This window comes from Pseudomonas sp. 10B238, from assembly GCF_000970615.1.
In the GTDB taxonomy this organism is placed as follows: domain Bacteria; phylum Pseudomonadota; class Gammaproteobacteria; order Pseudomonadales; family Pseudomonadaceae; genus Stutzerimonas.
Window position 1 is genome coordinate 18,314 of record NZ_KQ033944.1, and the last position, 24,463, is coordinate 42,776.

A 24,463-nucleotide genomic window follows, 5' to 3' on the forward strand; every position below is an offset into this window, starting at 1 on the left:
GTTCGTTGGCATCAGGACGCCTTGGGCGCAGCGCGCCGCTGGCGCGAAGCCCTGCGCCTGCCCGTCGAGGATTCGGCCGGCAGCGTGCCCTTGCAGTCGGGATAGCGGCTGCACGACCAGAAGGCACCGTTCTTGCCGTTGCGCTGGCGCGTCGCCGCACCGCACACCGGGCAGGCCGGTCCTTCGGGCAGCTTGATCGACAGGACGGTGCCTCGATATTGCTGAACCAACTGCGCGACCCAGGCCGATTGCTTGTCGATGAAGGTGTCCAGCGTCATCTGGCCGGCCTCGATCATGTCCAGCGCCTGTTCCCATATCGCCGTCGTGCCGGGATCGGTGATCGCCGCCGGCACCGCGTCGATGAGTGTGAAGGCCGCATCCGACGCGCGGATGGCACGGCCCTTCTTCACCAGATAGCCGCGAACCAACAGGCCGTTGATGATGCCGGCGCGCGTGGCTTCGGTGCCGATGCCCGTCGTCTCCTTCAGCTTCTGCTTCAGCCGTGGATCGGTGACCAGCTTGGCGACACCCTTCATCGCCCTGATCAACTCGCCCTGGGTGTAAGGCTTGGGGGGCAGCGTCTTCAGTGCCTTCAGTTCGACCTGCCCGACACCGCAGCGCGCCCCGATGTCCAGCGGCGGCAGGATCTGGCTGCGCTGAGCCTGCTCGTCGTCCGCCGCATCCTGCCCCTTGCCGGGGAGCGCCAGGTGCCAGCCAGACACGATCACCTGCTTGCCGACAGCCTGTAATGATTGCCCTGCACAGTCGAGCACTACCAGCGTGCGGTCGAATTCGTGATGCGGCAGAAACTGCACCAGGTAGTGCGCCCGGATCAGCGCGTATACCGCCAATTCTTTCTCCGACATGGCTGAGAGGTTCGCAGGCTCCAGCGTGGGAATGATGCCGTGGTGCGCCGTTACCTTGCTGTCGTTCCAGACGCGCGAGCGCTGTGTCCTGTCGAGCCGGTCGATCAACGGGCGCAGGCCGGGATCGGTGGCGAGCAGCGCGTCGAGCACGGTCGGCACTTCGGCCAGCATGCTCTCGGGCAGGTAGCCGGAGTCACTGCGCGGATAAGTCGTCGCCTTGTGCGTTTCGTACAAGGACTGCGCGATGTCCAGCGTCTCCTGTACGTCCAGCCCGAGCTGCCGCGAACACACTTCCTGCAAGGTGCCGAGGTCGAACGGCAGCGGCGCGGTTTCGCGCACACGCTCGGTTTCCACCGACAGCACCTTCGATTCACGACCCGCACGGATGCGGTCGGCGGCCTGCTGCGCCACTGGCTGCTGCAGGCAGCGACCGGCTGCACCCGTGGTGCCGTCGGGCGGCATCCAGCTTGCCGCGAAGGACTGGCCCGCGTGGGATAGCGTGACGTCGATGGTCCAATACGGCATGGAGACGAAGCGTGCGATCTCGCGGTCGCGGTCCACCACCAGTTTCAGTGTCGGTGTCTGTACGCGACCGACCGACAGCACGCCCTGATACCCGGACCGCCGACCCAGCACCGTGAACAAGCGGCTCAGGTTCATGCCGATCAGCCAGTCCGCGCGCGAACGGGCCAGTGCGGAAAAATACAGTGGCAGCGTTTCGCCACCCGGCTTGAGCTGAGTCAGCGCCTTGCGGATCGACGCATCGTTGAGCGCCGACAGCCACAGCCTCTGGATCGGGCCACGGTAGCCGCACAGATCGATGATCTCGCGCGCGATCATTTCGCCTTCGCGGTCGGCATCGGTGGCGATCACCAACTCGCCGGCCTGGGCGACGAACTGCTTCACGATCTTGAACTGCGCGGCGGTCTTGGCCTTGACCTCGATGCGCCAGCGCTCGGGAAGAATAGGCAACTGCTCGATGGACCAGTGCTTGTACTGCTCGCCGTAGGTTTCCGGCGGTGCCGCCTCGACAAGATGGCCGATGCACCAGGTCACCGTGATACCCGAACCGCTGTAGCAGCCGTTGCCGCGCTGCCGGGCGCCCAACATCCTGGCGATGTCCTTGCCTTGCGAAGGCTTTTCGCACAGAAAAACGCGCATGAAGCCTCCTGAGTGTGCGTGACGGTCATCGAATGATCGTCAGCATCCCAGCGGGCAATGAGTGCGGCAGCAAACAACGCGGCAGCGGCAGACACCAACTTGTGCGGGTTCAGGGTGCGGTGTTTGCTTTTGGCTTTGCAGGTCTATAGGACAGGGCGCAGACTCTGCTAATCAGCGTAAATCCAGCAACCGGGACTCTCGCTGTCGAAAAACTCTACCTCAACGTGCCACCCCAAGGTATCGCGGATCGCCTGGAAGACCCTGTTGCAATAGGCCTGATCCCCTCGGAACACCGCCACCGCCACACGATTGATCCCTGTTCCACTCATCCGTTGCAAGAGATGGAGATCTTGTTCAGCGAATCCCCAGCCGTAAACAACGAGAGTGTTCCGCGGTGACTTCAGAACTTCTCTGTAGACCGTGGAGAGGTAGTAGCTGTTCTGGATGGACGTGATCTTCTGCTGCCACGTTCCTTCGCTCACGAACAACGGGACAACGCTTTCACTCTGCCAGAGCTGAAGTATCGCTTCGAGAAGACCAGCGTCCCTGTTGTGTATCTTCAGTTCTTGCTCGACCAAATTCCTGCACAGCACAAGGCTGCCATGGGCATGGAACACCAGTGTGGTCGAGCGCTCCCTGCCGATCGGCTGCCTGAACCGTTGCCAGTCGTCGGAGAAGACGCCGCCTCCTATGAAGCAATCCTTGAACACATGCTGATCCTCGATCTCCAGGCCATAGGTCATGACCCAGTACACCACCAAGTCGTAGTTGAGTGAGATGATAGTGCTGAAGCGTTTCAGGAATTGGTAGATGCTCGGCAGGTGCGCGCTGACCTGATCGTATTCCGGGTGAATGTCGCGGACTGTCTGAATGAGGCAGTCTCTGAGACTCACGTAGGCGGCATGGGTTCGGTGGTCCGGGATTTGCAACGACCGATTGACGTTCGACGCCTGCCAGACGATCCGAAGAACCAACTCGAAATCGTTGGTCTGAAAGAACTGGAACAGTCGTTGGGCGTCGTCGGGAAGGAAGCGCTGTTCAACGGCATGCCTGAGCAGTGATCCATAGGAGAAGCTCGGGCTGACGGCAATGCTGGCGCCGTTGCCGAGCAGGATCGTGCATCCGTAGCTTCTGGAGATTTCTTCCCAAGACCTGATTTCAAACGGCATCTTGTTTTCCCTTGCGCATCGAAGTCAGTGAGTTCAAGGCTGGTGGCTTCGCGCGAGATGGTTCTTGAGCAGGAACCAGCACATATTGAGCGCGAAGGAGCGGCCAAGCCGCGTCATCTGGTCTTCCGGGATGCCAACCGGGCGATGGGCGCCAGGGCTCAGAAAACCGAACACGCCAGCCAGCCCCTTTTCCTCTTCGACCGTGATCTCGCCGCTGCTGCGCAGGAACGAAAGCACCTCGCCCCATTTTGACGGGTTGTAGGTGGTGGGACTCTGCTGCAGCGAAGCGACATGGGTGGCCACGTCAACGGCCAAGGTTTCCAGCGCCACTCGGGCGTTGACGAGCGATGCGTTGTAGTCGGGCGGCGTCGCCCGGAATGCCTCGGCCGAGTCGTTGATCTTGGCGATGATGTCCTGCGCGCGGGGGGGCGCCAGAGTTCTGCAATGCCGTAACCAGGTCATCCTCCAAGGGCGCGGCATCGGCAATCGACGGATCGGTCTGGACCAGTTTCTTTTCCTGGATGATGTAGCCGTCCAGCAGCAGGCACTGCGCCAAGTCGTGCATGCGCTCGTCAAACCGATACTTCGGATTGACTCTGGCCCGAAGATCACCTGTGGTTGCAACCACCTCGGACAGCGCCAGCATGAGCGTGCGGTCATCAAGTCCGCGCAGTGTGTTCAGTAGGTCGTACAGCAGTTGCTCCCTCGACAGCGACAGGTGCTGAACGCCGTACTTGCCCAATATCACGACACACACGGCGGGCTCCTGCAGTTCAAGGAATTGAGCAAGTGAATAACGAGTCCTGACTCCGATCATGCTGCTTATCTCGTTCTAGGAAGATGGCTTAGGGGCAAGCCATTTCACAGATTGGAAAAACAACAAGTTATAGATCGAAGTAGTGCTCAAGTCCATGACGATTGGCCTTCCATGGACGTCAATGGCGCTATACCACTGGTATAAACCGCGCACAACTGGCGCACGGTGAGCGGCTGACGGCTGCTCCAGCCGCTCACACGATCCTGCGCAGCGGCTACTCGTCGTGGGGTTGCTCCACGGCCTGTCCCTTGGCACCCAGCGTTACACCCTCGACGCGATACGGCAGGATGCCAACCCGGCGCGCTTCGATCTTGAAGGTCACGCGCTCGTTCTCGTCGGCGTCTTCCCATTCGTCGCGCACGGTGCGACCTTCGACCAGCACGCGCATGCCTTTCTGGTACAGCGTCTGCCAGTGTTCGGCGTCGCGGTGCCACAGTTCCACCGGCGCCCAGAAACCTCCACGATCCTCGAAAGTGCCATCCTTCATCGGCACCGGGTTGTCGAAGTAGACGTTCAGGCGCAGCAGCCGGCGCGGCTCGTCGTTGCCGTTGGCAAACTCGCGATAGTCTGGCGCAGAGCCGATGTTGCCCTCGCCGAAGAAATGCGTGCTCATGGTGACTCCTTGGAAGTGGTGGGGTTGATCGAGGCGGCGTGCCCCTGGATACGCCGCAGGTAAGCCGCTTCGGCCTGGGCCATCTTTCCGGCGCAGTCCAGGGTTTGGCGGGCGATGCTGTGCGTGAGGCTGATCTGCATGTTCAGCGCGATGCGCTGCAGCTCCATCGCGTAGAGGTCGTCGATCAGCGACGCCGGTGTCGCGGGGTCGGCCAGCAGCGCCTCCCACAAGGCGACGCCCATGCTGGAACGGTCGAGATTGCGCCAGCGCAGAAAGGTCGTGCCTGCGCCAGTGGTCTGCTGGGCCAGTTGCACACCGAGCAGGCTGAAGGGATAGCCGCGCGCCTGGGGCAGTACCCGCCGCTGCGCCAGCACGATCAGGTCGTCGCGCAGCGCCGCGCACTGGTTGGCCCAGGTCTCCAAACGTCCCTTACCCTTAAAAGGCTGTAAAAGGCCCTTTAGGTAGGCTGCGTGTTCCAGGCGCTGGAAGTCCGCCTGTTCCAGCGGCGTGAAGCGTGTCGGTGTGTCGGTGAGAGCAGATTCCGTCATGCTGGCTCATCCTCATCGGATGCGGTGCCGTCGTCGTTCGCGTCGTCTTCCGTGGTTTCGTCGGCTGGCGCAGCGCTCGGGGTATCCGTCCTTTCCTGCCTGCCATCCTGCGATGACCGGCGGTTGATCGGCGGCGCGAAGCGCGAGCGGTGCGTGCCTTCGAGCACGTCGGTCGGCAGCTCGCCGAACTTCTCCAGTGCCGCACGCGCTGCTGCGTTCTTCGCCGCGAAGTCATCGCGCGTTGTGCCGGAATAGCGGTACTGCTGGGCCAGGGAGAACAGGCTGCGCAGCGCATGCGCACCGTCGTTGAGCCAGCGCTCCAGGGTGCTGCGATCGATCAACGCCGTGTGATGCGCCAGGATCAGGCGCCGCGCCAGGTCGTCGTAGTCGGCCAGCAGGTAGACCGCCATGAACCCCAACTGAGAATTGACGAACAGGGGCAGCTTGACCGGCTGCACGTTGAGGTTCTCGCCCAGGCTGAGTGCGGGCGGTACGTCGGCCAGGGCCTGGTCAACCTGTTCGCGCAGCGTTTGCAGGCGCGTCTTGGTGTCGGCGATCTTTTCCTCGATGCGCAGCATCCACCAGTCCGAGTAGGGGTCGTCCTGCTCGGCGCCGCGCTTGAGCTTGTTCATGATGGAGATGAAGCCGTTCAGGCCGATGATGCCGGGCCGGCCTTCGGCGGGCGCGCGGCCGTGCCAGATGCGTGAGGCGTGATGCGTGTGCAGCGTCAGCGCCATCGCGCTGCGTAGCGACCCGAGATTCAGTTGCAGGGGTTCGTTTGCCATAGGAGCGACTCGCTGTGAATGAACGAGTCGCCAGCATCGACAAGCAGGGGAAGGCTGTCAGTCAACAAACCGCATTGCGCCGCCGCCTGTTTGCATCGTCGGGAAGGCAGTCTGTTGCGCTATACCACTGGTATAGCCCGCTGGCTTCAAGACTCCTTGAACAGATCGTGCAGGCGGGTCAGATGCTGCTGCTGCGCGGCTTCGTGATCGATCGCTGGCGGAGACCAGTCGCGCTCGGGCGCGCGCAGCGATTCCAGAGACGACGGTGAAATAGCGGTCGGTGCGTGTTCCGGCTGACCAGCCCAGGCATGGAACTCGCCCTTGATCGCTTTCTGGATGACCCCGAAGAGATAACCGGCGGGATTGCGGATGCCGCCGGCCTTGCAGCGGGCCGCCCATTCGTCGAGCACCGCCTGTTGCAGGGTGTCGTCCACCCGCTGAAGTGCGACCAGCGCGCCGGACTGCTGTTCCTCTTTCAAGGCGAGGAAGCGCTGAGGCAGACGAAGGTTTTCGCTCGCGCGCGGTACTGTACGTACTTTATTATTTTTAATACTTTCTTTACGTACTGTACGGTCCTGCTTCGGATTCGGAAGAAGGGCGTCTGACGGGGCTTTGCGACCCGCTTCGGATTCCGAAGACTGCTGTTCTCCGTGCCGAAGAAGGGCTTTCGGGCCTTCTTCGGTTTCGTGAATCGTCTCGTCCTGTGGATAACTTTCGAGAGCCTTCCACCCCTGGCTTGCCAACCGCTGCGCCAGCACCTGCAGGCGCGTGGGCAGAGCGCGGCCGTTGAGCAGTGGGTCTTCGGCGATCTCCTGGAGTGTGTGGACGCCGACGTGCTGCACCGCCTTGCTCGCATGCGTCAGCGCCTGGCTTACCAGGTCCAGGTAATCGGGATCGAGCTGCATGGCCTCGAAGGGCGTCAGCGGCTCATCGTGCAGCACGTACAGGTTGCCCTGGATGCGCCCGGTGCGCGGATCGCGCCGGCGCCGCACCAGACTGAGCCAGCGCGTCAGGCGCAGCAGCGTGAGCGCGCGCGCCACCGTTTCGTGGGAAGCCTTCGGCGCGCACGGTGTCGAGGCCAGGTAGGGGCGGAGTTGTTCATAGGTGGGAAAGGCGGTGATACCGTCGTCGTCGAGCAGCAGCCGGAACACCTGCCAGGCGTTGCGTTCCAGTGGCGTGAGGCGATGATCGAAAAACAGCGCGCGCGGCACGCTCTCATGGCGGTTGCCGCTGAACAGGAATCCATCGCTGACCGTCGGTCCGGCCTGTCGGGGCGGCAGGTGTTGAGCGGCTTCGTCCAGCAGGGCCGAGAGCGAGACCGGACCGCCTCCCCGATGAGGCTTGTCGATCGCCATGGCCTACACCAATCCCTGATCGATCCAGCCGCGAATCGTCGCCCAGATGACGGAGGCCGGCAGGGCGAGTTCTTCGGCAAGATCGAGGGTGAGATGGAGCATCGCCATGTCGTCGTCCAGCGCGATGCCGCGTTGCTCGACGGCGGGCTTCCAGCGCCCCCACAAGCCGGTGTCCTGTTCCTCGCTCAATACCGGATGGCGGCCCTTGCGTTTGGGCAGGCCGAGAACGTCCCGGCGCAACGCCACTTCCTGATGGGTCAGGCCGTAGAACTTGCTGACCATCTCCGTGCTTGCGCCCAGGCGGAGCATGCGATCGACGGTCGCAATCTCCTTCTCGACGTCCTCCACCTGGTGCAACAGGCGTTGCAGCACTTCGCGGTTCACCTTGACCGAGCACCAGGACACCGTGGCGTTGACCAGCATGCTGACCAGCTCCGGGTGTTTGAGTGCGTCCAGCTCCCGGTCGCCGAAGCCCATCGCCTTGCAGCGGCGCAACTGGCCGTTGCGCAGATCGTGCAGCGCCTGGGCGATCACGGCCTGGTTGAGTGGATGCGGTGCCGACATCGCGTCTCCCCCGGCCTTACGGTTCAGTGGAGGCGTGCGTGCCCGATGCCATGCCGGATTCCAGCTCCAGCAGCCGGCGCGCGAGCCGCAGCAGGCGAAAGAGTTTGACCAGGCCGCTGTCGCTCAGGCGCGAGGCCTGCGCCTTGTCGCCATTCTTCCGACCCTGCAGCAGAGGCCCCAGGGCATCGGTCAGGCGCAGGTTGTCGAGTGCGGTGGGTGCTGCAACCGCCGGCCGGTATCCCGCACTGAGGGCGTGCAGCAGGGTGAGCGTCGCGCGGGCGATGAGCGGCATCGCCTGCGGGTCCGTCGATAGGGCGCCTATGTCGCAAAGGAAGCCGATGCCATCGTCGATGGCCTCGATGCGTTCGGCCTGTCCGGCTTCCTCGGCGATCTCGCGCGCGAACTGCGCGATATGCACGCGCAGCCGGTCCGGCGCGTCCAGGCCCGGTTCGATGTACCAGACATCGGAAATCGGGTAGAGACCGCCGGCCTGCACCGGAATCGCCTGCAAGACGTTCGCCTCGAAGTCCGGCAGTGCCTCGCCGGTCTGGTCGGCCACCAGGCGCTGGATCGCCTGCAAGCGTTCGGTGGTCGGCGCCGGCGACACGATATGGCCTCGCAGGCGTTCGTCGTGATCGTCGTCCGAAGGCTGCGCACTGCCGGGCGTTTCCGAGGGCGGGGGCGATGCCAGCGGTTCCGGCATCCGTGGTGGCTTCGGCGATGTAGCTGGGGGCTGCGCCATGGGAACTGTCGGCGCCGGGTCGGGCGAGCGCGGTGGCTGTGGCGTCACGGGCGCGGCCGCGGCATTGCCGGACTGCGGTGCGGGGGGCACCGGATCGCTGGTCAGCGCACGCTGCCGGTTCTCGGTCTCGCCGATCTCCAGCGTCAGGCAGTCGTAGTCGGCCTCCAGCAACTCGGCCATCTGCCCGATGAGTTCATCCTGCACCCGCTTGATCGAGAAGCCGTCGGTGTCGCCGTCGAACAGGGCGAGCACGTCGTTGAACAGCGACGGGAAATCGACGGCCAGCCGTTTGTTCGCGCCGCGCGCTTCCCATATCCGTGTGCTCGCCCTGCGCAGGGCCGTCAGCCGTTCCACCTGGGGCCGGCCGAGACCGCCGTAGAGCACGGCTGGGATCGCCGGCAGCAGGTAGCGCACGGCGTCCTGCATGCGGCTGATGTGTGGTTGGGTGATCGGGTAGCCGTCGGCACTGAGGCGACGCGCCAGCTCGCTCTGCGTCAGCGCCTGGCCCAACTCTTGTTCGTAGAGTTCGCGGGCCTTCTCCACGCCCAGGGCGCGCTCGATGAACGACAGGCCGCCGTGCAGTTCATTCTCGGCCAGGTGGCCGGTAAGCGCGATGATCTCGCCGCGTTCGGGCCAGGGCCGGAACAGGCACGGAATGCGGAAGAAGCGCTCGTCCTTCGTTTCGCTCCACAACTCGCGCAGGATGGCGAGTCGCGTGTTGCCGCCATTGCGAATGATGTAGTGCGTCCCGCCGGGCCGGCGGGTGATGGCCGGCGGCGCGTCGAGGCCACGCTCCCGGATCGATGCCTTGATTTCGTCGTAGCGCGGATTGCGCGTGACGCGCGGATTGAGGTCATACGGCTGGAGCTGGTCCAGCGTCACCGTCATGGGAGTATCGGCGATGGGATCGCTCAGTGCATCGGTGACCGGGCCGCTACGCTCGAAGCGGTCGGCCAGCAACTTGGCTGCGATGTCCTGGGGGGTCGGTTCAGCCATCGGCGTCGGCCTCCCTTGTCGTCGCTTTCGGGTCGATGGCGCGGTCGGTGCGGCGCAGTAGAGCGAGCGCGTTGAGGCCGGCGCGGCGATCGCCGGGCGTCGAGCCGGTGTAGATCGGAGGCAGGCCCGGCTTGGTGAATTTCAGGTGTCCGCCCGCTGTGCGAGCGACCTCCCAGCCTTCCTTCAGTGCGAAGTCGATGAGCGGTTTCAGCCGCTTGTTGCCACGCTGGAGGGAGCGCGCGATGGTCATGTGCTGCTCCTCCGGTGCGCTCCCGCTGTCAGTCGAGTGAACGAGGGTTCCCAACTCGGCAACAGTTCGCAGGCGAGTGCGCGCATCGTGTCGAAAGCGGCCGGCGTCGTCCGCCCCGTAGGGCGTCGGTGTTCTACGCGATGCACCGGCAAGGCCTGGGTCGATGCGCGCGGATAGGCTTCGATGGCGGGGATGCTGGTATCGAGCACCGCGATGCCGGGCTCGGATCGGAACAGGTCGCGCAGTGCCTGCTGTATGAGCCGCGCGTTGCTGGAAACCGGATGCACGCGGTTGATGAGCAGGCGTAGCGGCGGCGGCTCGATGCCGAGGCGACGGTATGGCGCGATGTCCCGCATCAGTTGCAAGGTGCCGCGCCGGAACTCGCGAGCGGCGAGGATCTCCGGCGTGACTGGCGACACCGCCAGATCGGAGGCCAGCACGGCCATCTCCAACAGGACACTGCGCGCGCCCTGCGTGTCGATCAGCAGCAGGTCGTAGTGTTCGCGGAACGCGGGCAACAGATTGCGCAGCCGGAGCCGCCCGTCCGGCGCGTGCAGCAACAGGGTGTTCAACTGCCCTTTGTCGTCGTTGGAGAGCACCAGGTCCAGGCCAGCGATCGCGGTACGCGACACCAGCCGGCCGATGTCCTGCTCGTTGAAAGCCAGCAATTCGTAGATGCCGGCGGGGGCGCGCGTTTGCAGCTCGAAATAGCTCGACAAAGTGGGTTGCACGTCCAGGTCCAGCAGCAGCACGCGCAGCCCTGCGTCGGCCGCGAAGCCACCCAGGTTGGCCGCCGTGGTCGTCTTGCCCACGCCGCCCTTGGTCGAAATGATGGATACCACCTGCATGGGCTTCTCCTCACGGAATGGGATGAACCGGAAAAGGAGAAGCGTCAGGCGCGTTCTTTGAGGCGATCAGCGATCCACTGGTCGATCTCGGTCGAGTCCCAGCCCACTGCGCGCACGCCCAAACGCAGTGCCTTGGGGAACCTGCCTTCTTTCATCAGGCTATAGATGTGCGCGCGCTTGAAGCCGGTCTTGGCTTCGACTTCGGCGCGGCGCAGGATGCGACGTTCAACCGGCGCCGCCGGGGCGGTGGTCTGCGAAGACATGGTGGGCACTCCTTGACGCTCATCGGCGCTGTTCGGAAAGTGCCTTGTATTCAATGGGTCACCGCCGCGAAAAACACTGCAATTGCAGAGTGCGGGACTGCAATTGCAGTCAGCGCGCGTGGCCGTCCAGGTGCCGCTTGGCGGCGGTAAACTTGGCCCACAGCGTCCGCTCGCTGATGCCAGGGCGGCCTTCGTAATGCGCGAGTAGCGCGCTGATCACGGATTCCATCGTCTCGAACGATGAGTACGGCATGCCGCCGGGTGACTTGCCGAGCATCATGTTCAGCAATCCTCCGAGGATGTTGAGATAGGTCGTCTCGCTTCTGGCCGAAACCTCACGCCCGGCCGCCCCCAAACTCTTGGCCTGCTCGCGGAGCAACTGATGTTGCTCGTACAAAATATTGAAGGACTGTTCCCGGTCCGCCAGACGAATCCTGAGTGCTTCCTTTTCAGCAATCAGCGTCTGGATGGTTTCGACGCCGATGGCCGGGTGCATTTGTCGTTCTACCGCGTCGAACAGGAATTCAGGCTTCTGGTCGGGGTAGAAGAGCGACATCCAAATTTTGAGGTCAACGTGACGGACTGTCAGTGCCGGATCGTCAAGCAGCGATGGGTCGTCAATGGTGATGCCCGCTCTGCCATACGCGAGATCGCCATTCCAAAGCGCGTCAAAGATGCGCTCGGTGTTGAGACGCAACATCGGCCACCGGGGGAAGTCATCCTGTCCGGGTATTTTCTTTGCCCCTATTTTTTGGAGAATTTGATCTTCAAACCGAATCAGATTGGACCATCTGATGGCGGCTTCCATGGGGTGATAGAACACCTTTGAATGATGAGGGAATCGGGTCTTGTGCATAATGTGCCAGCCATTCGGCTCCTCCGACAAAAGCCTCCACGTTTCACTTGGACGGATGTCGTTAGGTGTTCGCTGTCTGACCGCGACCCAACAGCAGCTACGGATGCTCGGCAGTGTTGAGGATGTATAAGCAGCGCCACATCTCCCGATTTCTTCGATATTGACCTATCCACTACCTATCCAGTGCATGACCAAGTGAGCCCGCTCCGCCAGGTTGGTGTTGGCTGGCGCGGACTTTGAAGTGTTCTTGCTTGTAACGAAACGGTAAAGACCCGTAGGGTCTTGTTCAGGTCCGATTGCGGAATGCGCCCTGGGTCAGACTTGGAAGGTCTTGAAGGTGATGCTCCTAAGAATGCTCCGCGCGCCGCGGGATTGGCGTCGTAAGTGGCCGATTGCCGCCGTGTCACGTCGAATATTGCAGAGCGAGCATATATGCAATGTTGGTTGCGGCATGGCAACGGAAAGCACTATGAGCTATGTCGTAGAGGTCTTGATGAAGATCCAAAAAGCAATAGCTTTTGACCGTGACACCTCTGCTGAGCGATGTTGTCTCAACGTCAGCCTCTCGTTGTTCGCCTGTTTTCCTGCCCCATAGTTTGGTGGGAATCAGCTTGCCACCTGCGACGACAGGTAATTAAGTATGGGAATCTGTCGGGCAGGCGTGCCGGCCTGCTCGTCGGGTAACCGTGTGCTGATGCCGATCACGACACAGAAAAGTCGGCGGCAATTTTACGAACGCGCCGGATGAAATTGGTCAACTGTTCGGAGGGCTCGTTGTCTGGCCTCAGAAGATGGGTCGTCAGCACGAATGAACGTCCGGCAAGAGGTCGCGCAATCACGTCGGTGGTGCGACACGCCTCGATGTGTGCCGCGCTTGAGAAGCCAATGCCGTACCCGGCGGCGACCAGCGCGAGCATCAGATCGTGCGTGGCCACACGCTCGGCCACGGTGGGCTCCACATCCACCGAACGCAGATAGCGTTCCACCTGAAGGCTGCAACCCGCGCAGACTTCGGGGTGGCAAAGCACCAGAGGGTAGCTCAGCACTTGATCAAGGGGTACACGCTTGTGGGCCAGCAACGGATGCCTGGCCGGCAGTGCGACTACTAATGGATCGCGCCAGATTGGCTCGGTGATGATGCCTTCGTCAATCCCATCGGCGAAGGTGAAGCCAATGTCGTAGAGATCGTTTTGCAAGCCCTTCAACTGCTGGGCGAACGGCATTTCGGACAATCGGATTTCGACCTCCGGTTCTTCCTCCCGGCATAGCGCGAGCAGCGCGCTCAGACGGACGCGGGCGATGCCATCGGACAGGGCGACGCGCAACGTGCCCCGATAGCCGGTCGCGGCGGCCTTGGCATTGGCCTTGGCTTGATCGAGGGAAAGCAGGATGCGGCGAGCGTCTTCCAGAAACACTTGGCCGGCCCAAGTCAGGCGCGCACCACGGGAGGTACGCTCAAGCAGAATCACGCCGAGGTCGGATTCGAGCTTCTTGATCGTGCGAGACAGCGGGGATTGCTCGATGTGCAGACGTTCCGCGGCACGGCTGAAGTGAAGTTCCTCGGCCACGGCAATGAAGCACCGAAGATAGCGTAGTTCCATGTGCTATACCCTTGAGTCGATCGACCTCCTGGCTGTGAAGTTAAAACCGATGGACGCTGCCATCGCGCCGGTTCCTGGTAACGTCTGCCGTACCTGTCACACGGAGGCACCCTGGATCTGCTCGCGTGGCGGCCGCATCAGCGGGCAGGTCGTCTCGGGCGAAAGCCCGTCGGAGCTGCGGGATCGGCGCTCCGCGCGTAGGGGCGGTTGCCGGTCTGCGGTACTAGGATAGCAGAAACCGATTGACGGTCGGTTTTTTATGGATGATACTTGCCGCTCAAGTCAAGCGTTTGGGTGCAACAAGTTGACTAATCCCGATGTGCCGCCTCTGGGCGACCTGGAAATTGCCGTGCTTGAAGACATCTGGCGCTTCGGTGCATCCGACGCGAAGACGGTCTACGGGCGCGTGGGACGTTCGCGTTCGATTACGTTGAACACCGTGCAGTCCACGCTGGAGCGTTTGTTCCGCAAGCGCATCCTGCAACGTGAGAAGGTCAGTCATGCTTACGAATACTCGGCCAGGTTGTCACGCCCGGAGTTGATCCAGAAGTTGGTGGAGTCCACGGTGCGCCGCGTTGCAGGCCATCAGCCGGATGCGTTGCTGTCAGCTTTCGCCGATCTCGCCGCGCGAGCGGACGACGACCAGCTCAAGCGATTGGAGGAAACGATTGCGCGCCGTCGCGCCGAGCTGGATGAGAATTGATTGATGAGTCATGGGCAACTACTTCAATTTGCGCTGCTTGCTGGGTTCGTTCTGGCGATCACACTCAGCCTTCTCATTGCTGTTTGTGAGCATCCATTGCGCGGGCGATTGTCGAGTAGAACACCTGTCCAGCGAGCGCGAATAGTCTGGTGGACGCTCGTGACGCCAGCATTGGCGGGTATTGTCTACGCGGCCATGATCGTCGTCATGCCATCAGTGTTTCATGGGTCGGACCGATGGGCCGCGGCCTGTTATGAGCACGCCGGTTCTCTCTTGCATTTGTGCGTATGGCATCCGAGCGACAGTGGGCAGAGCCTCTTGTTGTGGGGGGCGCTGGCATTGCTGGCGACCTACGCGCTCTGGTTGGCGACGCGAGCAGCGGTGGGACTCTGGCGTGCTCGACGGGCCCTGGTCGCGATGTTGCGATTGAGCCGGCGTCCTGGAGAGTCGGACAAACTGCATGTGCTTGACGCGGATCAACCCATGGCGCTGGCCTGCGGCATCGGGCGTGGCCATATTCTGCTTTCGACCTCGTTATTGCAGCAGCTCGATCCCACGCAGTTGCGCGTCGTGCTGGCGCATGAGCAGGCGCATATCGCTCATCGCGACGTCCAGCACCGTTTGATTGCCATCGTGCTATCGAGCATTCAATTGCCTGGCACTCGCCGTCGGTTGCTGAGCGACTTGGAGCTTGCTCTGGAACAGCGCTGCGACTTCGTCGCCGCAACGGCTGTGGGGTGTCCGTTGGTGGTGGCCGAGACCATCGTTGCGGTGGAAAAGATATTTCGGAACCACGCCAGGGAACACAGGCCGTTGTCGATGGCGTTTTTCTCCGATTTCATTCCCGAGCGCGTCGAGGCCTTGCTGGCGCCGGAGCGCAAAGCGGTGTCGTACCTGGGGGCGTTCCTCGGTGTCGGTGTGCTGGCGTTTTGCAGTCTATCGACCGGCTGGCTGCACTTCTTAACCGAATCGCTCATTGCCGTGCTGACAAGATAAGCGCACAGGGTTGCTCGTGGTATTTTTGTATTCTAAAAACCGATCAGTGATCGGTTTTATGGTGGTTTTGCGCGAGCGTGGGGTGTCCGTGTTGGGCGGATTCGTTAGTTCACTTGTTATTGTTGCGAGGATTCTCATGAAGGTGCTCCGTTTAGTAGTGTGGGGGATCATCGGCTTATGCGGTACGTCCGCGGCCCACGCCGCTGACCCGTTGCGATTGGAAGATGCCGTCGCGCGCGCGCTGGCCGCTCATCCCTCCGTCGTCGCCGAAATGGCTCAGCTCCAGGCCGTGCAAGCCCGTGCGGATCGCGAGGGCTTGCCACCGTCTTACACCATCGGTGGCGAGGTGGAAAATGTCGCTGGCACCGGCAGCCTGAGCGGAGCCGATTCGGCTGAAACGACATTGCGTATCGGTCGGGTCATTGAACTTGGCGGCAAGCGAGAAGCCCGCCAGACGCTCGGTCGGGCCGAGGTTCGCGAGCAGGAGCACCGGGCCGATACGGTACGGATTGATCTGGCCAGCCTGACCGCCACGCGCTTCATTGAAGTGGTCGCCGGACAGCAGCGGCTGAAATATATCGAAGAACGTATTGAGCAGGCCGAGCGTACCCGCCGGGAGGTCGCTGCCGGCGTAGAGGCAGCTCGCAATCCAGAGTCGGATCTTCTGGCTGCCGAGATCGCGCTTGCGGAGGCGGAGCTGGATCGTGAGAGCGCGGAACACGAGCTTGCCAGTGCCAGGATGGCGCTGGCATCGAGTTGGGGAGCGCTGGTGCCAGACTTCGGCGAGGTTGTTGGAGACCTGAAAGCATTGCCGACGGTGGTGCCGTTCGAGACGCTGGCTTCACGGTTGCCGATGACGCCCGAGCTGCAAGCCTCACGATTGCAGGCCGACACCATCGTTGCCCGGCGCCGGGTCGCCGAAGCCAGTGCCAAGCCCGATGTCGACGTCAGCCTGGGCGTGCGCCGCATGGAGGCCTTTAATGACCAGGGTCTGGTGATGTCGGTGTCGGTACCCCTGGGCAGTCGCAAGCGCTCCGGGTATTCGGTCGCTCAAGCCAATGCGGAACTCGCCGCGCTGGAGGCACGTCGCGAAGTCTACCGCTTCGAACGTCATCAGGCGTTATTCGAGCGCTATCAGGAACTGATGCGCGCGCGCACGGAAGCCGAATCGTTGTATACGAGTTTGATTCCCAAGGCCGAAAAGGCGCTGGCGACCACTCGTCACGGTTTCGAGGCCGGCCGCTTCTCCTTCATGTCACTGGCGCAAGCGCAGAAGACGCTATTTGGCCTGCATACGCGCGTTGTCGAAGCCTCCAGTCGTTATCACCTTTTGCTGGTCGAGGTCGAACGCCTCACCGCTACCGTTGAGGATATGACCCCATGAATCGTCTACTTCTTCTGACTCTCCTCTGCCCCTTGTTGTTGGCCGCTTGCAGTCCTTCCGGCGACCCCACCAACGAGGCGGCGGGTATACAAGCGGCAAATGAAGACTACGAGCGTGGGCCGCACAACGGCCGACTACTGCGTGATGGTGACTTCGCGTTGGAACTCACCATCTATGAGACCAACGTGCCGCCGCACTATCGGCTCTACGCCTACCGAGATGGCAACCCGGTCGCCCCCGAGGATGTCACCGCAATAGTTGAGCTCTCCCGGCTGGATGGCGAGGTCAACCGATTCACCTTCACACCGGAAGGCGACTATCTGGCGGGCAGTGGTGAAGTTACCGAGCCGCATTCGTTCGATGTCGCCGTGACGGCCGAGCAGGGCGGCAAGACGTCTACCTGGACGTATGAGTCTTACGAGGGTCGTGTGACCATCCCGGCGGCCATCGCGGAGGATGCCGGCATCCGTGTCGAACCGGCGGGTCCGGCCGTCATTCATGATGCTGTGCGACTGATGGGTACCGTTGAACTGGATGCCAACCGGCAGGCATTGGTCGGGGCGCGCTTCCCCGGCATCGTGCGCTCCGTGAGTGTGCAACAGGGCGACAGTGTCCGGCGCGGTCAGACATTGGCCGTTATCGAAAGCAACGACAGCCTGCGCACCTATACCATCACCGCACCCTTCGATGGCGTGATACTGGCGCGCAACACCAACGTCGGCGACGTGGCCGGAGCAGGCGCGCTGTTCGAGCTGGCCGACCTGTCGCAGGTATGGATAGACCTGCGTGCCATCGGTACCGATGCCGAACGCTTGAAGCCGGGACAGTCGGTACGCATACGCTCGGCGACCGGGAGCGCCGTTGTCGAGGCAACGATCGGTCGTCTGCTGCCGGTGGCCGGGGCGGGCCAGAGTGTCATTGCCCGCGTCAGCGTTCCGAACTCAGAGGGTCGATGGCGGCCGGGCATGACCGTGGCGGCCGAGGTCGCGGTGGGCTCGCGCGAGGTGGCGCTGGCGGTGAAGGAGTCGGGCTTGCAGCGCTTCCGCGACTTCACTGTGGTGTTTGCGCAGGTCGGCGAGACCTATGAGGTCCGTATGCTTGAACTCGGTGATCGTGATGGCGACTACGCCGAAGTGTTGGGTGGGCTCAAACCCGGCACACCCTACGTGACCGAACAGAGTTTCCTGATTCGCCAGGACATCGAAAAGTCCGGCGCCAGCCACGACCACTGAGGACACGGATATGCTTGAGCGTATCATTCGCGCGTCCATCGCGCATCGCTGGCTCGTACTCGCTCTGGTGTTGGCGCTGTCGGGCCTGGGCATCTGGAACTACAGCCGTCTGCCGATTGATGCGGTACCGGACATCACCAACGTCCAGGTGCAGATCAACACGGAAGCGCCGGGCTATTCGCCGCTCGAAGCCGAGCAGCGCGTCACTTTGCCGGTGGAGATGGCGCTTGCCGGCATCGCGCGGCTCGACTATACCCGCTCTATCTCCCGCTACGGCCTGTCGCAGGTGACGGCGGTTTTTGAAGACGGTACCGATATCTACTTCGCGCGGCAGCAAGTCGCCGAGCGCTTGCAGCAGGCGGCCTCGTGGATTCCCGCCGGCTTGAACCCCGCGCTCGGGCCAGTGGCAACCGGCTTGGGCGAGATTTTCATGTACACCGTGGAGCCTGAGCCGGGCTACGAAGAAACGTGGTCGCCGACGGCATTGCGCACCCTTCAGGATTGGGTGGTTCGTCCGCAGCTCCGCAACCTGAAGGGCGTGACGGAAGTCAACACCATCGGTGGCTATGAACGCCAATTCCAAATCACGCCTGACCCGGCCAAGTTACTGGCCTACGGGTTGACCATGAGTGATCTGTTGGATGCGGTCGCGCGCAACAACGCTAACGTGGGCGCTGGCTACATCGAGCGTTTCGGTGAGCAATACCTGATCCGCGTTCCCGGCCAGGTCGCCGACATCCAGGGGCTGCGCCAGATCGTCGTGGCGACGCGTGACGGTCTGCCATTGCGCATTGGCGATGTTGCTGACGTGATCGAGGGCGGTGGTCTGCGGACTGGAGCGGCGACCAAGGATGGCGAGGAGATCGTGCTGGGTACGGTGTTCATGCTGGTTGGCGAGAACAGCCGTGCTGTTGCGCAGCGCACGGGTGAGATGCTCGCGGAGATCAACGAAACGCTTCCAGAGGGCGTGCGTGCGCATACCGCCTATGACCGCACTCAACTGGTTGATCGCGCCATCGCTACCGTACAGAAGAACCTGCTGGAAGGCGCTCTGCTGGTCATTGCGGTGCTGTTCCTGTTGCTGGGCAACATCCGGGCGGCGCTGATTACCGCTGCGGTGATTCCATTCACCATGCTGATGACGATCACGGGCATGGTGCAGAACAAGGTGTCGGCCAACCTGATGAGCCTGGGGGCGCTGGACTTTGGTCTGATCGTCGATGGTGCGGTGATTATCGTGGAGAACTGCCTGCGGCGCTTCAGTCAGCGGCAGCATCAGCTCGGCCGCCTGTTGACCCGCGACGAGCGCTTCGACCTGACGGCCAAGGCTGGCGCTGAGGTCATCAAGCCTAGTCTGTTTGGCATGTTCATCATCACGGTCGTCTATCTGCCGATCTTCGCGCTGTCCGGTGTCGAAGGGAAAATGTTCCATCCCATGGCGCTGACCGTGGTGATGGCGCTGACCGCCGCGATGGCGTTGTCGCTGACCTTCGTGCCGGCGGCCGTGGCCATGATCGTCACCGGCAAGGTATCCGAGAAGGAAACCAGGGTGATGCGCGGTATCAGCCGCTGCTATGCCCCTTTGCTCAAGCAGGCCATCAAGTTGCGCGTCGTGGTCGTCGCAGCGGCGTTGGTGCTGGTGGTGCTGTCGGCCATGCTGGCGACGCGCCTGGGCACCGAGTTCATCCCGGATCTGGACGAGGGTGACATTGCCCTGCACGCGCTGCGCATCCCCGGCACCAGTTTGACCCAGGCGATCGGTATGCAACGCCAACTGGAGGACCGGCTCAAGCAGTTTCCCGAGGTGGAGGAAGTGTTCTCCAAGATCGGCACGGCCGAGGTCGCGACCGATCCCATGCCGCCGTCGGTGGCCGACACCTTCATCATGCTCAAGGATCGCGACGATTGGCCTGACCCGCGCAAGCCGAAGACGGCGTTGGTTGCTGAAATGGAAGAAGCAGTCAGCGCAATCCCAGGTAGTAAATACGAGTTCCTGCAACCGGTGCAGATGCGTATGAACGAGTTGCTTGCCGGCGTGCGTGCCGAGGTGGCCATCAAGGTGTTCGGCGACGATATGGACCAACTGGCCGAAATCGGTGCACAGATCGCGGCTTTGACCGAAAGCATTCCCGGGGCGGCGGGCGTGGCAGTCGAACAGGTGACGGGCCTGCCGCTGATGACGATCACACCAAACCTGGAGGCGCTCGCCCGCTACGGCCTGGCGATCGACGACCTGCAGCAGACCGTTGCGATCGCCTTGGGCGGTGCCGTCGCTGGCCAGGTGTTCGAGGGCGACCGCCGCTTTGACATCGTGGTGCGGCTGCCGGAAGCGCGGCGTCAAGACCCGAAGGTGCTTGAATCCCTGCCGATTCCAATACCGGCTGACATCGCTGCTGGCCTGGGTCAGGCCGCCTACGTGCCGCTCGGTCAGCTCGCGTCGATTGAGGTGGCGCCCGGTCCCAACCAGATCAGCCGGGAGAACGGCAAGCGCCGGGTGGTCGTCACCAGCAATGTGCGTGGGCGCGACCTGGGTTCGTTCGTGGAAGAAGTACGCGTACAGGTGAACCGTCAGATCGAGTTGCCGGCGGGCTATTGGGTCGATTATGGCGGCACCTTCGAGCAGCTCATTGCGGCCGGTCAACGTCTGTCGGTGGTAGTGCCTGTGGTGCTGTTCATGATCTTTGGTCTGCTGTTCATGGCCTTTGGCTCGGGCCGGGATGCGGCGATCATCTTCAGCGGCGTGCCCCTGGCATTAACGGGGGGTGTGGTCGCCTTGTGGCTACGTGATATTCCATTCTCCATCTCGGCGGGTGTCGGCTTCATCGCCCTCTCGGGTGTGGCGGTGCTCAATGGCCTGGTGATGGTGAGCTTCATCCGCAAGCTGCTCGACGATGGGCTGCCGTTGCAGGACGCCATCGTCAACGGGGCCACGACGCGACTGCGCCCGGTACTGATGACCGCCCTGGTCGCGAGCCTTGGCTTCATCCCCATGGCGCTCAACGTCGGCACAGGCGCGGAAGTGCAGCGACCGCTCGCCACCGTGGTCATCGGCGGGATCATCTCCTCGACACTGCTGACACTGCTGGTGTTGCCGGCGCTGTATCGCCTGACTCATCGAAATACCGAACATGAGGCGACAAAAACGACGTGACCTGGATGGCCTGTTTCTTCGGTTCCGGTTCGTCCTCGCATTGCTCGCAATGCATGCCAGACAGGAAATTATTTTTAATCCGATTTAAGGTGCGAAGTTCATGAGTGAAAGAGTATCTGTAGTGGTGTCAGGCCTGCGACAGCAGCAGGCTTGGCTGCGAATGTCCCTGTTTCTCGCCGCCGTGGTCGTACTTCTGCTTGCGAGCACCAATGAGGCATTGGCACATGCTATTGCCGAGGGCGACAAGGGTTATATTCAGGAGATCACAGGTGTCCACCTTGTCTCCTTCGCGTACCTCGGCGCCAAGCACATGGCGACCGGGTATGACCATATTCTGTTCCTGTTCGGCGTGATCTTCTTCCTCTACAGGATGAAGCATATCGGCCTGTACGTGACCCTGTTCGCCATCGGTCATTCGACCACGATGCTGCTGGGTGTGTACTTCAATATCGGCATCAACAGCTACATTATCGACGCCATCATCGGTCTGTCGGTGGTCTACAAAGGGCTCGACAACATCGGCGCGTTCCAGCGATGGTTCGGGTTCCAGCCCGATACGAAAATCGCAACGTTGGTCTTCGGCTTGTTCCACGGTTTCGGCCTGTCCACGAAGATTATCGAGTACGACATCTCACCCGATGGGCTGATTCCGAATCTGCTGGCTTTCAACGTCGGCGTTGAGATCGGCCAATTGCTGGCGTTGGGCGCGATCCTGATTGTCATGGGTTACTGGCGTCGGACGGCGAGCTTCTGGCGCCATGCCTATACCGCGAACGTCGCGATGATGTGTGCTGGCTTCATTCTGATCGGTTACCAGCTCACCGGCTATTTCGTTTCTTGAACCGCACACGGAGAAAACCACTATGTACAACGTAACAAAGCCCACCCTCGACGATTTGCCAACCTCGAAGCAGTTGTTGCGCTCGACACTCATCGCGCTGGTTGCCGCCTTCGCGATTCTGATCGCGATCGTGTTGCCTTCCGAGTATGGGATTGATCCCACCGGAATCGGTCGCGTGCTCGGACTGAGCGAGATGGGTGAGATCAAGACACAGTTGGCTGAGGAAGCGGCTGCCGACGCAGCCAGGGATGCGGCGCTGGCGGCGGAGCAGTCGGCGCCCGCTGTAATGCCTGTTACATCGTCCGCGCAGCCTGTGGCGGGTGCTGCCTGGCGCGACGAGATACGCGTGGTGTTGCAGCCTGGCGAAGGTGCCGAGGTGAAACTCAGCATGAAGACCGGCGAGCAGGCGCAGTTCAGTTGGGTTGCCGAAGGCGGCGTGGTGAACTTCGACACCCATGGCGATGGCGGTGGCGGCGGTCAGTCGATCAGTTATGAGAAAGGGCGCGCAGTACCCGGCGATGACGGTGTGCTCGAAGCTGCATTCGATGGTAACCACGGCTGGTTCTGGCGCAACCGCGACAGTGCTGACGTAACCGTGATCATTCGTACCCGAGGCCAGTACACGGAAATGAAGCGTGTCCTGTGATTCGCCAACTGACATGGACTCCAGTCCCATGTACTCCGGCATCCCTGCCACAGGCCATGCGTCTGGCAGGAACCGGGGTGTTGTAAACCCCCTTCCGGTGTGTACACCGGATTCAGTTATCAGGAGATAGTGAAATGCAGATTCGTTCGATATTGGTTGTTGTTGCCGCCAGTGCCTCGTTGGCGTCCACGTTCGTTATGGCTCATCCTGGAGGGCATGGTTCCGATAACGACAAGTTGATGCCCAAGACCTGCGAGCAACTGGCCGATGGAGAGCGTTATGTCACCGATGTGGCTTATCCTGAAGTCAGGAAGCTGAAGGAGCAATGCGACGCCGCGAAGGAGAAAGAAGAGTCTTGAGCGCGCTCGTCCGGCAACGGTAACTGACAGCTTGGACCGTAACCGCACTGCGTTGGTGACGGTTACGTGTCTTTGCCACAATTTTTCCAGGAGCCAGTCATGCTCGCCATTCTTCAACATGCCACGTTCCGCCGGTTGTTTTTGGCGCAAGTTGTCGCACTTGTCGGCACCGGACTGGCGACCGTGGCGCTGGCGCTGCTGGCCTACGATCTGGCCGGTTCGGGGGCCGGGGCGGTGCTGGGCACGGCGCTGGCGATCAAGATGACGGTCTATGTCCTGCTGGCGCCGCTGGCGGGCGCCATCGTGCCGCCGGCCAGGCGCAAGGCGGTGCTGATTTCGCTCGATGTCGTCCGGGCGGGCGTCGTGCTGGCGCTGCCGTTCGTCACGGAAATTTGGCAAATTTATCTGCTGATTGCGGTGTTGCAATCAGCCTCGGCGGGATTCACGCCGCTGTTCCAGTCCTTGATTCCGGAAGTGCTCCCCGAGGAGCGCGATTACACCCGTGCCTTGTCCTTGTCGCGTATGGCCTATGACTTGGAAAGCCTGCTCAGCCCCATGCTTGCGGCGGCCCTGTTGGTTTGGGTCAGTTTCCATGTCCTGTTCGTTGGCACGGCTTTTGGTTTCGCGCTGTCGGCGGGGTTGATTCTGGCGGCCGCGCTGCCGACCGTCGCTGGCGACTCGCGCAGTGATGGGCTTGGCGAGCGGATGCTGCGCGGCATGAGGATCTATCTGCGCACGCCACGGTTGCGTGGCCTGCTGGCGCTGAATATGTGCGCGGCAGCCGGTGGTGCGATGGTGTTCGTCAACACCATCGTGATCGTGCGGGATGTCCTCGGCGGCAGTGAGCAACAGCTTGCGCTGGCGCTGGCGACCTTCGGTGGTGGCTCCATGGTGGCCGCACTACTATTGCCCAAGGTACTCGATCAGGTCGCCGATCGCCGGGTGATGCTGTCGGCCGCTATCGTGATGGTGGCGGTGCTGCTGATCACCACCTTATGTTGGGTCGCGTTGCCATCGGGGCGTAGCTGGGCGGTATTGCTGCCTGCCTGGGGCCTGATGGGCATCGCCTATGCCGGTCTGGTCACACCGGGCGGGCGCCTGATACGTCGATCAGCGCACGAGGAAGACCTGTCGGCCGTGTTTGCCGCGCAGTTTTCCTTCTCGCACGTCTGCTGGCTGCTGGCTTATCCCCTGGCGGGCTGGGTGGGCCTGACGTTCGGTCTCGGCGTCGCGCTGGCCGCTTTGAGTGGCCTTGCGCTGTTGGGCATGGTCGCTGCGATCCGAAACTGGCCGAGGGAGGAGCAAGCGGTTCTCGTTCACGACCATGATGGTCTGCCGGCGAACCACCCGCACTTCAGTGCGCATGGTGCCGCTCCTCATGCGCATCCTTTCGTCATCGACAGTCTGCATCGGCGGTGGCCGGGATGACAGGGCCATCTCCCTGCCTACTGTGCTGCCCCTCCGAACCACTGGCGCAGTTCATGCTCACGTGAAGACCGTGGTCGTGTAGGCGGGTCAGTTTGCCGGCTTTGAGGGTGACCTTTCGTATGCGTTAATGCGTATGGCCGGTAGACGGCAAATAGGAATACGTGTTACAATAACTCGGATATGAAGCTGCTGTGGGAGAGTTCGCTTCCGCATGTATCTTCCCCGGTTAACTGAACCTCGGTCTGCCATGACCCGTACCGCTTCGATCAACGTTGCTCAGTGGTGGCGC

Annotated in this window: 24 protein-coding genes; 9 read left to right on the top strand and 15 right to left on the bottom strand. The window is 62.1% G+C overall.

From position 1 onward, the window contains the following. Positions 1 to 11: 11 nt before the first annotated feature. From RT21_RS21110 to RT21_RS21175, 15 genes are all read right to left on the bottom strand, one after another. Positions 12 to 2,027, bottom strand: a complete 2,016-nt coding sequence (locus tag RT21_RS21110; RefSeq protein WP_023464545.1) for a DNA topoisomerase III — start codon at positions 2,025 to 2,027, stop codon at positions 12 to 14. A 167-nt stretch (positions 2,028 to 2,194) separates the two neighbouring features. Next, positions 2,195 to 3,196 (bottom strand): DUF4917 family protein, encoded by a 1,002-nt coding sequence (locus RT21_RS21115; RefSeq protein WP_023464546.1) that lies wholly within the window; start codon positions 3,194 to 3,196, stop codon positions 2,195 to 2,197. A gap of 33 nt (positions 3,197 to 3,229) precedes the next feature. Further along, on the bottom strand, positions 3,230 to 3,526 hold the full coding sequence (locus RT21_RS23945; RefSeq protein WP_218186918.1) for a hypothetical protein: 297 nt from the start codon (positions 3,524 to 3,526) through the stop codon (positions 3,230 to 3,232). Beyond that, the gene (locus RT21_RS23950) at positions 3,501 to 3,953 is read right to left on the bottom strand and encodes a hypothetical protein (RefSeq protein WP_218186919.1); all 453 of its coding nucleotides are present in this window, start codon (positions 3,951 to 3,953) and stop codon (positions 3,501 to 3,503) included. The genes RT21_RS23945 and RT21_RS23950 overlap by 26 nt, the downstream gene beginning before the upstream one ends. A 274-nt stretch (positions 3,954 to 4,227) precedes the next feature. Beyond that, complete coding sequence (locus tag RT21_RS21125; protein ID WP_023464548.1) at positions 4,228 to 4,626, bottom strand: single-stranded DNA-binding protein; 399 nt, start codon at positions 4,624 to 4,626, stop codon at positions 4,228 to 4,230. Beyond that, on the bottom strand, positions 4,623 to 5,174 hold the full coding sequence (locus RT21_RS21130; RefSeq protein ID WP_023464549.1) for a DUF3158 family protein: 552 nt from the start codon (positions 5,172 to 5,174) through the stop codon (positions 4,623 to 4,625). The genes RT21_RS21125 and RT21_RS21130 overlap by 4 nt, the downstream gene beginning before the upstream one ends. Further along, a complete protein-coding gene (locus RT21_RS21135) occupies positions 5,171 to 5,959 on the bottom strand; it encodes a PFL_4669 family integrating conjugative element protein (protein WP_023464550.1) in 789 nt (262 codons plus the stop codon). Before RT21_RS21135 ends, RT21_RS21130 begins: the two co-directional genes overlap by 4 nt. Before the next feature lie 146 nt (positions 5,960 to 6,105). Further along, complete coding sequence (locus RT21_RS21140; protein WP_023464551.1) at positions 6,106 to 7,314, bottom strand: STY4528 family pathogenicity island replication protein; 1,209 nt, start codon at positions 7,312 to 7,314, stop codon at positions 6,106 to 6,108. Between the two features lie 3 nt (positions 7,315 to 7,317). Next, complete coding sequence (locus tag RT21_RS21145) at positions 7,318 to 7,878, bottom strand: DUF2857 domain-containing protein (protein ID WP_023464552.1); 561 nt, start codon at positions 7,876 to 7,878, stop codon at positions 7,318 to 7,320. 16 nt (positions 7,879 to 7,894) lie between these two features. Continuing rightward, a complete protein-coding gene (locus RT21_RS21150) occupies positions 7,895 to 9,616 on the bottom strand; it encodes a ParB family protein (RefSeq protein ID WP_023464553.1) in 1,722 nt (573 codons plus the stop codon). Then, the gene (locus RT21_RS21155; protein WP_023464554.1) at positions 9,609 to 9,866 is read right to left on the bottom strand and encodes a type II toxin-antitoxin system HicA family toxin; all 258 of its coding nucleotides are present in this window, start codon (positions 9,864 to 9,866) and stop codon (positions 9,609 to 9,611) included. The genes RT21_RS21150 and RT21_RS21155 overlap by 8 nt, the downstream gene beginning before the upstream one ends. Continuing rightward, the gene (locus RT21_RS21160) at positions 9,863 to 10,714 is read right to left on the bottom strand and encodes a ParA family protein (protein WP_023464555.1); all 852 of its coding nucleotides are present in this window, start codon (positions 10,712 to 10,714) and stop codon (positions 9,863 to 9,865) included. The genes RT21_RS21155 and RT21_RS21160 overlap by 4 nt, the downstream gene beginning before the upstream one ends. Positions 10,715 to 10,758: 44 nt before the next feature. Continuing rightward, positions 10,759 to 10,977: an AlpA family transcriptional regulator gene (locus tag RT21_RS21165; RefSeq protein ID WP_023464556.1), complete on the bottom strand. Its 219-nt coding sequence runs from the start codon at positions 10,975 to 10,977 to the stop codon at positions 10,759 to 10,761. Between the two features lie 109 nt (positions 10,978 to 11,086). Next, the gene (locus RT21_RS21170; protein ID WP_234492733.1) at positions 11,087 to 11,785 is read right to left on the bottom strand and encodes a hypothetical protein; all 699 of its coding nucleotides are present in this window, start codon (positions 11,783 to 11,785) and stop codon (positions 11,087 to 11,089) included. A gap of 749 nt (positions 11,786 to 12,534) precedes the next feature. Then, positions 12,535 to 13,434 carry a LysR family transcriptional regulator gene (locus tag RT21_RS21175; RefSeq protein WP_023464558.1) on the bottom strand — a complete coding sequence of 300 codons (900 nt, stop codon included), beginning with the start codon at positions 13,432 to 13,434 and terminating at the stop codon, positions 12,535 to 12,537. Positions 13,435 to 13,738: 304 nt separating this feature from the next. Between RT21_RS21175 and RT21_RS21180 the strand changes: the two genes are divergently transcribed. The 9 genes from RT21_RS21180 (at position 13,739) to RT21_RS21220 (ending at position 24,174) form a co-directional block, all read left to right on the top strand. Further along, positions 13,739 to 14,137: a BlaI/MecI/CopY family transcriptional regulator gene (locus RT21_RS21180; protein WP_031299067.1), complete on the top strand. Its 399-nt coding sequence runs from the start codon at positions 13,739 to 13,741 to the stop codon at positions 14,135 to 14,137. Between the two features lie 159 nt (positions 14,138 to 14,296). Continuing rightward, positions 14,297 to 15,133 carry a M56 family metallopeptidase gene (locus RT21_RS21185; protein ID WP_256203911.1) on the top strand — a complete coding sequence of 279 codons (837 nt, stop codon included), beginning with the start codon at positions 14,297 to 14,299 and terminating at the stop codon, positions 15,131 to 15,133. A gap of 136 nt (positions 15,134 to 15,269) precedes the next feature. Then, a complete protein-coding gene (locus RT21_RS21190; RefSeq protein ID WP_031299070.1) occupies positions 15,270 to 16,517 on the top strand; it encodes a TolC family protein in 1,248 nt (415 codons plus the stop codon). Next, a complete protein-coding gene (locus RT21_RS21195) occupies positions 16,514 to 17,749 on the top strand; it encodes an efflux RND transporter periplasmic adaptor subunit (protein WP_023464561.1) in 1,236 nt (411 codons plus the stop codon). Before RT21_RS21190 ends, RT21_RS21195 begins: the two co-directional genes overlap by 4 nt. 10 nt (positions 17,750 to 17,759) lie before the next feature. After that, positions 17,760 to 20,900: an efflux RND transporter permease subunit gene (locus RT21_RS21200; protein ID WP_023835649.1), complete on the top strand. Its 3,141-nt coding sequence runs from the start codon at positions 17,760 to 17,762 to the stop codon at positions 20,898 to 20,900. 160 nt (positions 20,901 to 21,060) lie between these two features. Beyond that, on the top strand, positions 21,061 to 21,741 hold the full coding sequence (locus RT21_RS21205; RefSeq protein ID WP_046164309.1) for a HupE/UreJ family protein: 681 nt from the start codon (positions 21,061 to 21,063) through the stop codon (positions 21,739 to 21,741). A gap of 22 nt (positions 21,742 to 21,763) precedes the next feature. After that, entirely contained in the window at positions 21,764 to 22,387 is a 624-nt protein-coding gene (locus RT21_RS21210; protein ID WP_023464564.1) for a hypothetical protein, read from the top strand. Between the two features lie 134 nt (positions 22,388 to 22,521). Next, positions 22,522 to 22,746, top strand: a complete 225-nt coding sequence (locus RT21_RS21215; RefSeq protein WP_031299072.1) for a hypothetical protein — start codon at positions 22,522 to 22,524, stop codon at positions 22,744 to 22,746. A 99-nt stretch (positions 22,747 to 22,845) separates the two neighbouring features. After that, positions 22,846 to 24,174, top strand: a complete 1,329-nt coding sequence (locus RT21_RS21220) for an MFS transporter (protein WP_023464565.1) — start codon at positions 22,846 to 22,848, stop codon at positions 24,172 to 24,174. Positions 24,175 to 24,463 lie beyond the last annotated feature (289 nt).

What these genes read in the sequence shown, in the direction of transcription:
- RT21_RS21205 (WP_046164309.1), top strand. Translation starts at nt 21,061, where the DNA reads ATGTCCCTGTTTCTCGCCGCCGTGGTCGTACTTCTGCTTGCGAGCACC.
- RT21_RS21195 (WP_023464561.1), top strand. Translation starts at nt 16,514, where the DNA reads ATGAATCGTCTACTTCTTCTGACTCTCCTCTGCCCCTTGTTGTTGGCC.
- RT21_RS21150 (WP_023464553.1), bottom strand. Translation starts at nt 9,616, where the DNA reads ATGGCTGAACCGACCCCCCAGGACATCGCAGCCAAGTTGCTGGCCGAC.
- RT21_RS21155 (WP_023464554.1), bottom strand. Translation starts at nt 9,866, where the DNA reads ATGACCATCGCGCGCTCCCTCCAGCGTGGCAACAAGCGGCTGAAACCG.
- RT21_RS21200 (WP_023835649.1), top strand. Translation starts at nt 17,760, where the DNA reads ATGCTTGAGCGTATCATTCGCGCGTCCATCGCGCATCGCTGGCTCGTA.
- RT21_RS21145 (WP_023464552.1), bottom strand. Translation starts at nt 7,878, where the DNA reads ATGTCGGCACCGCATCCACTCAACCAGGCCGTGATCGCCCAGGCGCTG.
- RT21_RS21215 (WP_031299072.1), top strand. Translation starts at nt 22,522, where the DNA reads ATGCAGATTCGTTCGATATTGGTTGTTGTTGCCGCCAGTGCCTCGTTG.
- RT21_RS21135 (WP_023464550.1), bottom strand. Translation starts at nt 5,959, where the DNA reads ATGGCAAACGAACCCCTGCAACTGAATCTCGGGTCGCTACGCAGCGCG.
- RT21_RS21165 (WP_023464556.1), bottom strand. Translation starts at nt 10,977, where the DNA reads ATGTCTTCGCAGACCACCGCCCCGGCGGCGCCGGTTGAACGTCGCATC.
- RT21_RS21160 (WP_023464555.1), bottom strand. Translation starts at nt 10,714, where the DNA reads ATGCAGGTGGTATCCATCATTTCGACCAAGGGCGGCGTGGGCAAGACG.
- RT21_RS21170 (WP_234492733.1), bottom strand. Translation starts at nt 11,785, where the DNA reads ATGGAAGCCGCCATCAGATGGTCCAATCTGATTCGGTTTGAAGATCAA.
- RT21_RS21125 (WP_023464548.1), bottom strand. Translation starts at nt 4,626, where the DNA reads ATGAGCACGCATTTCTTCGGCGAGGGCAACATCGGCTCTGCGCCAGAC.
- RT21_RS21110 (WP_023464545.1), bottom strand. Translation starts at nt 2,027, where the DNA reads ATGCGCGTTTTTCTGTGCGAAAAGCCTTCGCAAGGCAAGGACATCGCC.
- RT21_RS21210 (WP_023464564.1), top strand. Translation starts at nt 21,764, where the DNA reads ATGTACAACGTAACAAAGCCCACCCTCGACGATTTGCCAACCTCGAAG.
- RT21_RS21190 (WP_031299070.1), top strand. Translation starts at nt 15,270, where the DNA reads ATGAAGGTGCTCCGTTTAGTAGTGTGGGGGATCATCGGCTTATGCGGT.
- RT21_RS21130 (WP_023464549.1), bottom strand. Translation starts at nt 5,174, where the DNA reads ATGACGGAATCTGCTCTCACCGACACACCGACACGCTTCACGCCGCTG.
- RT21_RS21140 (WP_023464551.1), bottom strand. Translation starts at nt 7,314, where the DNA reads ATGGCGATCGACAAGCCTCATCGGGGAGGCGGTCCGGTCTCGCTCTCG.
- RT21_RS21220 (WP_023464565.1), top strand. Translation starts at nt 22,846, where the DNA reads ATGCTCGCCATTCTTCAACATGCCACGTTCCGCCGGTTGTTTTTGGCG.
- RT21_RS21115 (WP_023464546.1), bottom strand. Translation starts at nt 3,196, where the DNA reads ATGCCGTTTGAAATCAGGTCTTGGGAAGAAATCTCCAGAAGCTACGGA.
- RT21_RS21175 (WP_023464558.1), bottom strand. Translation starts at nt 13,434, where the DNA reads ATGGAACTACGCTATCTTCGGTGCTTCATTGCCGTGGCCGAGGAACTT.